Origin of the sequence: Chryseobacterium culicis (assembly GCF_002979755.1) — a bacterium.
Taxonomy (GTDB): Bacteria; Bacteroidota; Bacteroidia; order Flavobacteriales; family Weeksellaceae; genus Chryseobacterium; species Chryseobacterium culicis_A.
The window spans coordinates 1,268,896-1,282,873 of record NZ_PCPP01000001.1; the positions used below are offsets into that span (position 1 = coordinate 1,268,896).

Genomic DNA, 13,978 nt, shown 5'->3' on the forward strand with positions numbered 1-13,978 from the left:
ATTTTTTTTAAGTAACTTAGTGTAGTTAAAAAAATATTGGCTTCATACTGCCTGAATGAATGTTCAATTAAATCCTATCCACATTCCGCCAATACTTTTTCATAATCCATCATGCTCGTGAAATCGAAATGATCTCAAGAAATTAATGACTTAAAATAAAGGGAGAAGCTGAAAACCCAAAAGAGTAAGTAATAATTAAAATCAATGAAAGATGGAAACCCAACTAGAACAAATCCGCGATTTGCAAAAAAAAACCTGGAACCAATCTTCTCCCGGCTGGAGAAAATGGGATGAGCTTACAATGGATTTTCTTAAGCCAGTGGGTGAGGAAATCATTCAAAAGCTGAAACCGCAGGGCGATAATTATGTTCTTGATATTGCAGCCGGTACAGGTGAACCGGGTTTGACCATTGCAACCATGCTGAACAACGGAAAAGTTGTTATCACCGACCTTGCTGAAGGCATGCTTGAAGTAGCCCGGGAAAATGCAGTTAAAAGAGGAATAAAGAATGTGGAAACTGTAGTTTGTGATGTGAGTGAACTCCCTTTTCAGGACAACATGTTCGACGTCATCAGTTGCCGCATGGGATTTATGTTTTTTCCGGATATGCTAATGGCAGCCCAGGAAATGATCCGTGTACTGAAACCCGGAGGACGAATAGCAGCATCGGTATGGAATGGACCCGATAAAAACCTCTGGTTCACCTCTGCCATGTCAAGCGTGAATAGAAATATGACATTACCTCCGCCATCACCTGGTGCTCCGGGAATGTTTCGCTGTGCTGAGGAAAACTTAATAGCTGATTTATTTTCCAAAGCAGGTTTTAAAAATATCTCTCAGAAAAACATTGAAGGTAAACTGAACTGTGGAACTGCAGATGTTTACTGGGGCTTCGCATCGGAAGTAGTCGGCCCTGTTGTCAATTCATTAAGTATGGCAGATGATGCCTTGAGGCAAAAAATAAAAAGTGAAGTGTATAAAACGATAAATGACACCTATCCTGACGGTAAAGTAGCTATAAACTTTAGTGCGAATGTGATTTATGGTGAAAAATAGATACAGAAACAAAATAGCTATGTGTGTGGATAATATCGGGGTAATATAAATAAAATCGCCCCTAAAACAGGGGCGATTAGTGACCTCAGCAGTGCATTTTCCGAACACTTTTATAGAAGATTTAGATAAACTTGCTAAACTCTCATCATTCATTATCTTCAACACTTCGCAAGACGACCAAAAATACAATGATATATAAAAAGCCAACTCCCGAAAAAGTTGGCTTTTGTGTTATTCTTATTCTAAATTTCATGAGAAAAAAGAAAAGAGCCGGAAATTAGGAAGTTAACAATAACGTAAAATCTTCTATTTCCCAATAATTATCATGCAATCTTAGTTTAAATATAGCATTTCTATGGAAATATTTTTTTATACGATGGTCAACAAAAACTAATGCTCTTTTTTTAGAAGGATCAAATACAATCTCTGAAAAATATACTATTCCTATCTCACATTCATTTGTATGTTTATCATACTCTGCCAGATCTAGGACTTTTGCGGTACACAAATTAAATTGATTTGCTTTTATAGTACTTCGTGTTCTTAATTTTTTAATAATATCTGTATTACTGGAAAATTCTTTTAAAAACTCCTTCCTTCTTTTTATGTAATTTATATGAGCTTCGGGATTATCTACAGCAAAATTGGTATTACCTGTAATAAAATTGTTACTACCTGTAGCAAAATCTGTATTTTTATTTTTGGTAGAATCTATATACAAATTGCAAAATTTTTCAGGATTATTAAAAAGGTTGTTATGAGCTTTTGTCCTCTCTTCGACATATTTATCATCACTATTTTTAAGCCAAGCTACTCTTAAACTATCAAAATATTTTTTTTCACCTAAATAATTATCTCCAAAAAAAATAGGTATCAACTGATCTGTTAAATCATTATATAGTTTTACATTAGTATCGGTAGATTGGCTTACACAATTTTTCATTTCCTCCTTACAATTCGTAATTAATAAAGAGGATAATAAAATCATAACTATTTTAGTTTTAAAATTCATATTATTTAGGGATTTTGGGTTAATAACATGATCTTACTCGCAATAATCTATATGGTGCTTTATTGATCATCCAGCAATAGTTTCAATTGCTTCAGATCTCTTTGAGATATCCTCAGTAAGCTTTCTATGTTTTTATTGGGAGTTGATTTATCGACAGGCAAATCTAAGCCTTTAAGCCATACCGCTAATAAGTATTTTTTAAACAAGTGTTTACCTATTAATTGTTCTTGATCTGACTGCATTTGAAATGGTTATTGTTTGGTACAGTGAAATAATAAAACTAATTTTTATTATACACCTATTAAATTGAAATTTAGTATATTAATAAACAATAAAAATGTTGGGATAGACTTAATCAGTTATAAACTTGAATACATTTAATCAAATAAGATATTACTTTTAAAAATATAATCTGGTTACATTAAAGTATGTAGTAATTTTTGATAACAATATACTTTAATGTACCAAGAGAATCTTAGTAATTTTTAAGAGGTATCATTTACTAAAAATTATTTTTTTTGTGTTTCGAACCTAAATTACTAAAACATTAAAAAAGATTAATCTGGATTATTCTAGAATTAAAAACAAAAAAAATGGCTCCAATTTAGATTAAATTGGAGCCATTTTTTTGTGACCGCAACGGTGCATTTTCCGAACACTTTTGTAGAAGACCTAAATAAACTTGCAGAACTTTCAACAATCAATTATTATTAGTCTTTCATATATATTCTTTTTTGAAAACCAAGTATATACAATCCAAAATAGAATAAAGGTATTTTCATGAAAACCCTGCAATTTATTTAATAGTTATTTCAATATTAATTATTTTGCTAATTTTATTATTTAAAGCTAAAACTACTATTAACCATGTCTAAAATTGCAATATGTATTGGTGTAAATACTGTCAAAAATTTTACACCTCTTCAAGGTGCTACCAAAGGTGCCATAAAATTCTCCGAATGGGCGAAAAGTCAAGATTACGAAATCAAACTCTTTTTGGATGATGATAAGTTTGTAGTTAAAGCAAATGATATATTTGATTTTATACAGGAATGTCTGAATTCCATGAGATATAGTCAAATGTTAATTTATTTCTCTGGTCATGGCATCTTACGAGGTCCTAAACAGGAATTATGGTTGCTTTCTAATGCTGGAACTAACCCAAATGAATTTATCAATGTAAACGAATCAAAAGACAATGCATCCACCTGTCCAATCCCTTATGTACTTTTTATTTCTGATGCCTGCAGATCATTACCAACAAATCTAAATCAAACAAACGGTGCAAGCTCAATCTTTCCAATAATGGAGAGTATTGATGACAATGTAATCGATATTTTCTATGCCACACGGCCAGGAGCTGTGGCGTACGAGGTTGCGGGAAATAACCTAAAAGATGCTTATGGAATTTTTACAGAAACATTGGTTGAATATCTCAATGGTTCATATACGGAAACCATTATAAACAATGATAGCAACGAAGAAGCAGAAGTTAAATGGTTTTTAAATAAATATTATGATCCTAAAGAGCTTTCAAAAAACTTTCACTACAAAAATCTACGAAAACCAGATCATAAGTGGATTATATCTGCAAACGAAGTAAGTATTAAACTAAAAGAAATCGTTGAAAATAAATCATTTCTTGTTAGTAATGGTCAGTCACCTCAATTAAATATTAGCCAACATAGACAAGAATACCCTCTTTCAACTTTCACTGACGAACAAGGTAAAAATCTTGTTCTCAAAAGTCAGATAAAAGTCGAAATACAGCCAAATCCAGTATTCAGGCTTGATGAAACAATTATTCCAATAGAAATAGTAACTCATTACAAATATAAATTCAACTTTGGTTTAGGAAGACTTTGGTCCCGAACTAAAAAATCTGATAAAAACACTGAAATACTTGCTAATAAATTATTTGAAACAGACATTCGTCTTTTTAACAAATTTGAAGATTTGGAAGAAACTGGTATACAGATTATAGGTCAAAGAATCATTGACTTTATTGTTCCAAAGGGAGTAGAATTTATTATGTCTCCTTCTATGGTCGAAATTAAAACCGACAACCCTAAACCTTACGGTCTTTTGGTACTTAAAGATGGTAGATCTATTCCCATTGGAATTATAAAAGGTTACGTGGCACAGCTCATATTCAAAGAAGGTCACCTTTTTACAATTAATTACACACCAGCTAAATCAAATGAATATACACATTATAGCTACCTCTCAAACAAAGAAATGATAAACAAAAAACGAAATTTTGTTGCAAGTGCAGCAAATAATGGTCTAAGTTATAATAGTGTATTTGATGATGTAAATTTTGAAAGACTTAGACAAGGATATCCTGACGCGGGGAGCTTTCTTCGTATAGGAAAAAATCTTGATCCATCACTAGGTCTTTATGCAGCTTACGCCTTTAAAGAGTTTGAAAATCAAAATAAGATAAAGTCAGTTTACAATTATATGCAACATGACAATCCTGCTGTAATTTATGATGTTGCTATGCTATCAGGTAAGCTTACTAAAAATAAAAAAACTGCATCATTTTGTCCCTTAATGACAAGTGGATGGTCTTACAAGCGTCTATACAAAGACATTATAAATTCTAGAATAGCCGAAGCAGCGAATTTTCTTGAGCCTGGCTTGTGGACTACTTTCAATCGTAAAGGCACGAAAATTCTGATACCAGAAATTCATCAAAATAAAATATAGAATATGAAACTAGTACTATTACATGGCCGTTCGCAGCAAAATAAAGAAGAGGCTAAATTAAAAGAAGAATGGATAGATTCATTAGAGCGGGGATTACAAAAAAGCGGGCTGACTTTAAATCTGTCCGAAGATGATATTATCTTTCCCTACTATGGCAATTTACTAATTGACTTGATTGATAACCGAAATAACTACCAAAAAGATGTCATTGAAAAAGGTGCAGGAGGACTTGATCCAGAATATGCTGCGTTCTGTTCTCAATTTCTAGAGGAAGTTGCCATTAATGCAGGAATATCAGATCAGCAGATAGCTGAATTCTCAAAAATTTCCATAACTGAAAAAGGTCCGCTAAATTGGCCTTGGGTACTGGCTATGTTACGAAAGATCGACTCAGAATATTCTTTCGGCCAATCTACCCTTTGGGCTTTTACAAATGATGTATTTCATTACTTGAAGAATCCAATAATTAGACGTAAAATAGATGATTTTGTAAAATCTTTCCTTCCTGAAGAAGAATGTGTTTGGGTGGGACACTCATTAGGTTCTGTAATATCCTATAATATCCTGAGTACTTATAAAGCCAAAACAATAAAGGAAATTATTACTCTTGGATCACCACTTGGCATGAAAGTAATTAAGAAGAACTTAAAAAGCCCGCTAATTATGCCCTTATGCTCAACAAATGGCTGGTACAATGCTTTTGATAAGAATGATACTGTTTCACTCTTTCCTCTAATAGATCCTCATTTTTATACAGACCCTGCTATCACAAATAATGGAAAGGTTCTAAACGATACGTCAAACAAACATGGAATCACTGGATATTTAAAAGATAAAGAAGTTGCATTACGCATCTATAATGCTCTAACAAATAAAATGTAACTTAAGGAGATTTCGAATAGCAAATTATTGTAGATTACAATTATATTATGGCACGTCCAGAATGTTTATTTCAAACAGCTACTTTGAAAAACAACCTTTTCTTTCTGCATTGACAATCTATAAATCAAAAAGTATTGATATTTTTCGTATTATAGAGGATCAAACTAATGAATCATGAGCACACCAGAGCAACATGTACTTAATTTTTGGAGAAATGTGGAGGTTTTTGATCTTCCTCAATTTAATAAAAATAGTTATCAGCTTATAGAGAATAGCCCTCTGCCATGGTTACAGGAAGAGCGACTTGCAAAGGAAGACTATGTTTGGCAATACACTTTGCTTTTTGGAAAATTAGAGAAGAAAAAAGTCGTTGAAAATATTGATGCCTTGCTAAAAGTAAAAGATACGCAAGCAGATTGGGAACAGTCAGTGACCGGAGACACTTGCCTTGCCACTATCCTTCTGGATGCCGAAGGAAGGCCTGATGAAAGAAGCTATGTTCTCGCATCTTATATTGCCGGTATGCAAGTGCTTGAGCAAAACAAAAATTGTGAAGAGGTTTTATCATTACTCAATACTGTGCAAGCAGATTTTGAACTCCGCTACAATATTCCCCCTGCTCCTGAAAATAAAATAGAAGATGATGAAAAACCGGTAAGAAAGGGAAAGGTTGTAACATTGGAGCTGTTGCATCATGAATTAAACTACTTGCAAAAACAAATACAGGCCTGGAATAAAGAGCCTGTAAAAATATTTTTAATAGCAAAGGAGGTTCATAAGAATAGTAAATATGATGTCAATTTTCTGAATAGTTTTTATTTAGATGATCTTAACCATCTGTGTTCTTTAGATGCTAAGAATTACAATAGGTCATTGCAGGAATACCTGAATCTTAAAAATGTTGAAACTCAAAGAAAAGATGTTTTAGCTGATCGCAAACACTTCTTTGACTGCATTAACCCCAAAAATATGTCTGCCGGAAAATGGCCTTCTTCAACATCTTACAGTCTTTATACTGCACAGTCTGCCGCAGTAAACGATCTATTTTCTTCTTTTGAAGAAGATGGTGGAATTAGAGGCATAAATGGTCCTCCCGGAACGGGAAAAACAACCTTGTTGCTTGATGTTGTTTCCGAAGTGATCGTTAAGAGAGCTATGCAAATGATGAAATTAGGATGTAATAATCTTTTTCATAGAAAGTATGAGAAAATAGAAAAAGATGAAGGTTTTGCCGGCTATTTCCACCTGCATAAGAGCCTGATCAATCAGTATGGTATTGTCGTTGCCAGCAGCAATAATACAGCGGTAGAAAATATCACCAAAGAATTGCCTTCTCTGAAGAAGATAGACAGTGGTGCTTTCCCTCAAGCAGCCTATTTTACAGAACAGGCACAGTATCTAACAAAGACTCCCAATTGGGGAACGTTAAGTGCCGCTTTGGGAAAAGCAGAGAATAGAAATATTTTTAGAAATGCTTTTTGGAAATCCGATAATGGCAAAAAGGGAAAATCTAATAAAAGTAAAGATTTTATATATTTCCATGATTTACTTCGCAATGTTTATCGCGATAAGGAAAATGACCAGAGTGAAAATCATCGTGTAAACTTTGAGACAACCAAAGAAAAATTGGCTCTTCATTTGAAAGATTTTAAGGCATTTCAACAAAAAGCAACAGCATTCCATAATGGTTTAACACAATATCAAAAAGATATAGAAGAAAAGGCCAATCTGGAACGGGAAAAAAGCCCATTGGAGCTTCGTGAAAAAATGTTACTTGAAAAGATTAAAATGCTTGAGCGACAAATAACCGAACAAGAATTATCTATTGAGAATTTACGATTTTACTTACAACAATTGCAAGCTACAAAGCCTCTATGGTTCTTTTTCCAGAAATTGTTTAAAACGTCTTCCTATCAACAATGGAGGAAAAAAATTGAACAGTACCTCAATCAATATGATTGGTTGCAATCTCACTGTGTAACCCAGCGTAAAGAGCGACAAGAATCTGAGACAGAATTATCAACAATAGAGACTAAACTGCAACAAATTTCAAAAGAATTAGATGCTCTACAACGCTCTATCCATCTCTATCTTGCTCAGCGGGAAGAACTTCATACTTTGTACGGCATTGGTTATGAAAATTTAGCGGATGCCGATTTTATTTCTTTACCTATGAGTGAGATGCATAAAAGAATGCCTTATCACTCTGCTCAAGTTGCAAAATTGAGAAGTGAGATATTTTTGCTAAGCATAGAGCTTCATCAACATGCTATTATGGCAAATGCAAAATATGTACGCAATAACCTCAGTCTCTTTTTTGAAATGCTTTCCGGATACACAAATGTCAGTGAAAATATTGTCAGCAATTTATGGAGCACCTTCTTTTTGTGTGTACCCGTAGTATCCACTACCCTCGCTTCCGTCAGCCGATTATTTCCTAACAAAGAAAAAGATCAAATCGGATGGTTGTTGATTGACGAAGCAGGGCAGGCCACTCCACAATCGGCGGCAGGCATCATTTATCGTTCTAAGCGATGCGTAATTGTTGGTGATCCTTTACAGGTTGAACCGGTCGTAACAATCCCTAAAAATTTGGTGTATAAACTCATGCAACAAGAAAAGGTAGATGAAATATGGTCACCGGTACAAACTTCTGTTCAACAGTTAGCCGATAGAATTTCGGCAAACGGAACTTATATGCCACTTGCAAATTCAGATGAACAAATATGGACAGGCTTTCCACTTCGTACACATCGAAGATGTGATAATCCGATGTTTGACATTGCCAACAAAATAGCTTATGACGGACAGATGGTAAAAGACACCGAAGATGATACCAAAAATAAATTTATTGGAAATTCCACGTGGTTTCATGTAGAGGACACAAACCTGGTCAATAAACATACACTCAAAGGTGAGATTGAATTGCTGAAAATAAAAATACAGGAATTAAAAGAAAATGAGTATCAGGGTGAAATCTTCATTATTTCTCCTTTCGCCTTGGTTGCCGGTTTTTGTGAATGGGAATTTAAAAATAATCCCAAAATATATTGCGGAACCATTCATAGATTTCAGGGTAAGGAAGCGGATGTTGTATTCCTTGTTTTAGGTAGTGACCCAAAATCTCCGGGAGCAAGAAACTGGGCTTCTCAAAAACCCAATATGCTCAATGTAGCGCTCACCCGCGCAAAGAAAAGAATCTACATCATTGGCAATAAAAATTTGTGGGGACAATGTGACTTCTATAAGGATATGTGTAATGCCTTATAAACTTTGAAAATATATTTTTAAAAAATTAATAAAACGAACCATAAATGTTTATAGGTTGTAGTTTTAATCAATAACTATTCAGGTCAATTATGGGAAACCATAATCTTGATAGCCTTAACTTTTATATTTTAGTGTAAATAAAACCATGAACTTAATACAATAACGAAAAGGATTTCTATCGATGTTAAAAACAGGATAGATAAAGACAGGAAATAATCTAATAACTCGAAATATCATTATGAGAATATCATCGATTACAATAAAGGGCTATAAATCATTCGGTCCTAAAGGAGTAACCATTCCTTTACAGGATAAGCTGGCCGGCTTTATTGGTTTAAACAGTGCCGGAAAGACTTCCGCATTAGAAACACTTAGAAAACTTTTCGGTGCATCGCTTATGGAGCGGGAAATTTTCGCATCAGACTTTCACATCGGAAAAGATGAAAGGCCTGAAGATATTACAGAAAGAGAACTTTCTATTGAAGTAAGAATTGATTTTCCAACAGATGGAGATGATTCAGTTCCTCATTTCTTTTCAGATATGGTTGTGGACGATACGTATGAAGATCCTTATTTACGGATACGACTTGAATCAAGCTGGAGAAAATCAGAACTAATACAGCAAGGAGAAATAGAAGTAAAGACCTATTTCATCAAGGCAGCAGAAGGCGTGCCGGAAGGGGCAGACACAAAGAAAATTTTCCCAAGTCATCTTAGAGGCCTTATTCAAATATATTATGTTCCTGCAATCCGAAAGCCAGGTGAACAATTAAAGTATGCGTCTGGTAGTATCCTGCATCGGCTATTAAAAAAAATCAATTGGAAGGAGGATTTCAAAGAAGAATTTGATGCCAAGATAAGTGAGATCAATGATGCCTTCAAAGGATTGTCAGAGTTTAATACTATTCAAACTTCCATTACTTCCTTTTGGCAAAAATTTCACAAAGATGAACGTTATAGCGAAACAACGTTAAGCTTTGGAGGAAGTGACCTTGACTCCATTCTTAAAAAGCTGGAAATATCCTTTAGCCCTACGGGTACTCACAAACCATTTGGTATTGATGAGTTGGGTGAAGGTTATCGTTCACTATTTTATCTGACTCTGGTATGTTCGTTACTGGACGTAGAAGAAGAATTGGCCAAAGAAGAAGACGAAGAAACCATTGGAATAACAAGACCATTACTTACTATTTTGGCAATTGAAGAACCGGAAAACCACATTGCTCCGCAGTTGCTAGGAAGGGTTATTAAAATTCTTCAATCAATTTCAGAAAAAGAAAATTCACAAGTATTACTATCATCCCATACACCTGCTATCATCAAACGACTTGATCCGGAACAAATCCTTCATTTTAGAATTACAGAAAAATATGAAACTAAAGTGAATCTGATATTACTTCCTGACAAGGCCGATGAAGCGTATAAATACGTAAAAGAAGCCGTTCGCAATTATCCTGAAATTTATTTTGCCAGATTGGTTGTTATTGGTGAAGGCGATAGTGAAGAAGTTTTATTCAACAGGTTAATGGATGTTAAGGATGTTGACTTTGATGATAACATCATCACTTTTGCTCCTTTGGGACATAGGTTTGTTAACCATATCTGGAAATTATTAAACGCCTTGCATATTCCCTATATTACGTTACTCGACTTGGATAGAGAAAGAGAAGGAGGTGGTTGGGGAAGAATAAAATATGCTTTGAAACAGCTTTTGGAAATTGAGATTAAAAAGAATGAGGTATTAAAGCTAAAGGATAATAGCATATTAACAGCACAACAACTTGAAAAAATGCATACTTGGGATTTAACGAAAGTTAAAACGCTTCAAGGATGGCTTAGACGCTTAAAAGAGTATGACGTTTTTTATTCTGCCCCACTCGATCTGGACTTTCTAATGCTTACCCACTATCCTGAGTTTTATAAAAAAAACATACCAAAAGGAGGTGGCCCTCAAATCCCCGATAAAGATAAAGAACCAGAGGAATTTGAAGAAAAATTAACAGGGTCTATACAAGCCACATTGAAATCAAAAAAAGCAACCGGTTACACCTATTCTGAGGAAGAAAAGGAACTAATGATCTGGTATCACTACCATTTTTTAGGCAGGGGAAAACCAACCACTCATATCCAAGTATTGTCATCAATGACTGATGAGGATATTAAAGACAATTTACCACCTGTATTTACCGAAATTTTCGATCGTATATCTTCTATTCTAAAAGCTCATTAAGAAGATGAAACGAATTAAACCAGAATTATGGATACCTGTGGATGATATGCAACTCGAACCGAGTGCTCTTCATATTGCTAAGGCATCTGAAAACCATTTAGTCGTTGCCGGACCGGGAGCGGGGAAAACAGAATTGCTGGCTCAAAAAGCCTGCTACCTTTTACAAACAAATACCTGTCCGTTTCCTTATAAAATTTTAGCTATCAGTTTTAAAAAAGATGCTGCTTATAATTTGAAAGAGCGGGTACGAGAAAGGTGCGGTGATGAGCTTTCAAAAAGATTTGATTCATTAACTTTTGATTCGTTTGCCAAGCAGATTTTAGATAGATTTAAGCAGGCACTGCCAGATGAATATAAAATGGAAAATGAATATGAAGTTGCAGTTAAAGACGCAGCTATTTTGGATTATTATAAATCCGAAAACATTGACTATGCTAATACTACGGGTAATAAAGAAATGTTGGCATTACATGGTGGCAAATTACCACAGAGTAGTAACAATTTTGCAGAAAATATTAGAAATAAAGTATGGCAAAAAATATTAAAATCAAATCCTACTCCATTGTCTTTTCCCATGATAATGAGATTGGCTGAACTCATTATCAATTCAAATCCTAAGATTAAACAATATCTGCAACAAACCTACAAGTATGTTTTCCTTGATGAATTTCAGGATACAACAGATATGCAGTACGAGTTATTTAAAAGTTGCTTTCTGGGAAGTGAAAGTTTTTTTACCGCAGTTGGCGACGACAAACAAAGAATTATGATGTGGGCAGGGGCAAGAAAAACAGTGTTTGACGATTTCACTAAAAATACCAGAGCATTTCGCGTTCCACTTACTATGAATTTTCGTTGTGCCCCTCGATTAGTTCATCTATTAAACTACCTTACTGAACATTTGCTTGGCAAGACAGATTTTGCCAGACCATCGCCTAAATGGCACCCTGATCAGGGTGAGTGTTTTGTTTGGACATTTGAAAATCCTAATGTAGAAATGGAAGTACTCTTCCAAGACGTATCGAAGTGGGTGAAGAATGATGGTTTAGATCCAAGAGATATTTGTATCCTTATTAAACAAAACTTGGAGAGCTATGCGGGTAAACTGATTGAATATTTCAATACTAACGGAATAAATGCCCGGGACGAAAGTAAGTTTCAAGATATTCTTACCAAGGAAGTCTGTCTGTATATAATTAATGCTTTTTATCTAATTTTTAATAGAAAAGATTTTGAAGCAAAAAAACAAGTCTTCGATTTCATAAGTAATATTCGTATTGAAATAGAAGATGAGCAGTTATTAAAACTGGAAAATGAACTAATGAAATTTATAAAGGAGGCAAGGAAAAAATATGGTGGGGCCAACTTGAATGACGATAGCATTAAAACGCTTATTTCCGAAATCATCATATTTGCCAACGAAGACCGTATATTGGCATATTATCCCGAATATCGTAATCTTAAAGAACTCACTACTTCAATTAATAATGTTCAGGATGAATTAATTAAAAACTATGCTATTTCAAGCAATATAATCGCTGCGTTGGACATGCTTGTTGGAAAAGATACAATTCCGGTAATGACAATTCACAAAAGCAAAGGCTTAGAATATCACACCGTAATCTTTATTGGTCTCGAAGACGGAGCTTTTTGGAACTTTCAACGCCAACCTGATGAAGATAAATGTGCATTCTTTGTAGCTCTTTCAAGGGCGAAAGAACGAGTTGTGTTTACATTTAGTAGTATTAGGGAAAATGGTCGTTTTGGTATGCAGCCCCAAACATATAAAAACATAAGAGTTCTTTTTCAAGAACTTCAAAATTCTGGGATAGTAAAGATGACAAGAAGAAAACTTTCATAGAAGGTAATAACCCTGAAGATTCGATTCTTGTTCTATAAAAATAAACTTAGTATTGCATTAAAAAAGAGCGTTTAAATTAAGCGCTCTTTTTTATATTGCCTTATCCAACTTTTTATGGATAAGAGAAATAGTAGTCAAACTGTCTAATGCTTCTTCTTCTGTAATTACAAAAGAAATTTTGGGCTCATGTGCCGTCGAGTTTCTTATCATTCCAAAAATTCCTTTGATTAAATAACATAATCCAAGATGTTCACTCCTATCTGTTTGTGTCAGCATATTGTTTATGCGTACCAACGGATGGTTTGTTGAAAAAACAGTATCAGCTAAAGTACTGCCATCGGTATTTAACCCTGTCATCTTTCTTAATCGGTCGGCCACACTTTTGGTTGCTTCAAAAACGGCATGAAAATAATTTTCAACCAGTAATTCAGATTTACAGTAGTTGAATATTTCAACATGCGTATTACGGCTTTCCAATTTATGTTTTAAACGGTTAGCCTTTTGCTCTGCTTCAGCAATTGTGGTAGCTGCTTCAACCGTTGTAAATTTTCCATTCTCTTTCAATTCCACCCCGATAAATGCCAGGCGTTTATTTACTTCTAATCTACGATCGTGAAATAATTCTTCTTTCCCAATATATCTGACAGGCATCATGGCTTGCTGTATAAATATTAAAATGGCGTTCGAGCATTGATTGCTATTCTGCCAACCGACAAAAGCATTAAACAACCGCCTCCATTTTGTATTTGCAGGATCAACATCATTAATTCGAGCATTTGCCAACAAATGCTCAATTTCAGAGCCCGTTAAACCATTATTTGTATCTGCAATTGTTTTGCATAAACCCTCCAAAATTTGGGCATCAAACATTGGGCGTCTGGTATTTGCCATTCCTTTAATTTTAGTTTTGTTTCTGCATAACAAGATAGGAAAAATCGCATTCTCAAACACAAC

General features: G+C 34.3%; 9 protein-coding genes. 6 read left to right on the forward strand and 3 right to left on the reverse strand.

The window, feature by feature from the left end; genetic code table 11:
- The first annotated feature begins 211 nt into the window (after positions 1 to 211).
- A complete protein-coding gene (locus CQ022_RS05900) occupies positions 212 to 1,057 on the forward strand; it encodes a class I SAM-dependent methyltransferase (RefSeq protein ID WP_105681906.1) in 846 nt (281 codons plus the stop codon).
- Positions 1,058 to 1,334: 277 nt separating this feature from the next.
- Here the strand turns inward: CQ022_RS05900 and CQ022_RS05905 are convergent, their stop codons facing one another.
- Both CQ022_RS05905 and CQ022_RS05910 read right to left on the reverse strand, forming a co-directional pair.
- Positions 1,335 to 2,069: a hypothetical protein gene (locus tag CQ022_RS05905; RefSeq protein WP_105681905.1), complete on the reverse strand. Its 735-nt coding sequence runs from the start codon at positions 2,067 to 2,069 to the stop codon at positions 1,335 to 1,337.
- A 59-nt stretch (positions 2,070 to 2,128) separates the two neighbouring features.
- The gene (locus tag CQ022_RS05910) at positions 2,129 to 2,311 is read right to left on the reverse strand and encodes a hypothetical protein (RefSeq protein ID WP_105681904.1); all 183 of its coding nucleotides are present in this window, start codon (positions 2,309 to 2,311) and stop codon (positions 2,129 to 2,131) included.
- A gap of 625 nt (positions 2,312 to 2,936) precedes the next feature.
- Between CQ022_RS05910 and CQ022_RS05915 the strand changes: the two genes are divergently transcribed.
- The 5 genes from CQ022_RS05915 to CQ022_RS05935 all read left to right on the forward strand — a co-directional run bounded on the left by CQ022_RS05915 (position 2,937) and on the right by CQ022_RS05935 (position 13,024).
- Complete coding sequence (locus tag CQ022_RS05915) at positions 2,937 to 4,781, forward strand: caspase family protein (protein WP_105681903.1); 1,845 nt, start codon at positions 2,937 to 2,939, stop codon at positions 4,779 to 4,781.
- A gap of 3 nt (positions 4,782 to 4,784) precedes the next feature.
- A complete protein-coding gene (locus CQ022_RS05920; RefSeq protein WP_105681902.1) occupies positions 4,785 to 5,663 on the forward strand; it encodes a hypothetical protein in 879 nt (292 codons plus the stop codon).
- A 174-nt stretch (positions 5,664 to 5,837) separates the two neighbouring features.
- Complete coding sequence (locus CQ022_RS05925) at positions 5,838 to 8,933, forward strand: DEAD/DEAH box helicase (RefSeq protein ID WP_105681901.1); 3,096 nt, start codon at positions 5,838 to 5,840, stop codon at positions 8,931 to 8,933.
- Positions 8,934 to 9,171: 238 nt separating this feature from the next.
- Entirely contained in the window at positions 9,172 to 11,163 is a 1,992-nt protein-coding gene (locus CQ022_RS05930) for an ATP-dependent nuclease (protein WP_105681900.1), read from the forward strand.
- Between the two features lie 4 nt (positions 11,164 to 11,167).
- Positions 11,168 to 13,024 (forward strand): UvrD-helicase domain-containing protein, encoded by a 1,857-nt coding sequence (locus CQ022_RS05935; RefSeq protein ID WP_105681899.1) that lies wholly within the window; start codon positions 11,168 to 11,170, stop codon positions 13,022 to 13,024.
- A gap of 90 nt (positions 13,025 to 13,114) precedes the next feature.
- Here the strand turns inward: CQ022_RS05935 and CQ022_RS05940 are convergent, their stop codons facing one another.
- Positions 13,115 to 13,915, reverse strand: coding sequence for a TIGR02391 family protein (locus CQ022_RS05940; protein ID WP_123864393.1), 801 nt, complete (start codon positions 13,913 to 13,915; stop codon positions 13,115 to 13,117).
- Between the last annotated feature and the right edge of the window lie 63 nt (positions 13,916 to 13,978).

What these genes read in the sequence shown, in the direction of transcription:
- CQ022_RS05900 (WP_105681906.1), top strand. Translation starts at nt 212, where the DNA reads ATGGAAACCCAACTAGAACAAATCCGCGATTTGCAAAAAAAAACCTGG.
- CQ022_RS05930 (WP_105681900.1), top strand. Translation starts at nt 9,172, where the DNA reads ATGAGAATATCATCGATTACAATAAAGGGCTATAAATCATTCGGTCCT.
- CQ022_RS05920 (WP_105681902.1), top strand. Translation starts at nt 4,785, where the DNA reads ATGAAACTAGTACTATTACATGGCCGTTCGCAGCAAAATAAAGAAGAG.
- CQ022_RS05905 (WP_105681905.1), bottom strand. Translation starts at nt 2,069, where the DNA reads ATGAATTTTAAAACTAAAATAGTTATGATTTTATTATCCTCTTTATTA.
- CQ022_RS05935 (WP_105681899.1), top strand. Translation starts at nt 11,168, where the DNA reads ATGAAACGAATTAAACCAGAATTATGGATACCTGTGGATGATATGCAA.
- CQ022_RS05925 (WP_105681901.1), top strand. Translation starts at nt 5,838, where the DNA reads ATGAGCACACCAGAGCAACATGTACTTAATTTTTGGAGAAATGTGGAG.
- CQ022_RS05910 (WP_105681904.1), bottom strand. Translation starts at nt 2,311, where the DNA reads ATGCAGTCAGATCAAGAACAATTAATAGGTAAACACTTGTTTAAAAAA.
- CQ022_RS05940 (WP_123864393.1), bottom strand. Translation starts at nt 13,915, where the DNA reads ATGGCAAATACCAGACGCCCAATGTTTGATGCCCAAATTTTGGAGGGT.
- CQ022_RS05915 (WP_105681903.1), top strand. Translation starts at nt 2,937, where the DNA reads ATGTCTAAAATTGCAATATGTATTGGTGTAAATACTGTCAAAAATTTT.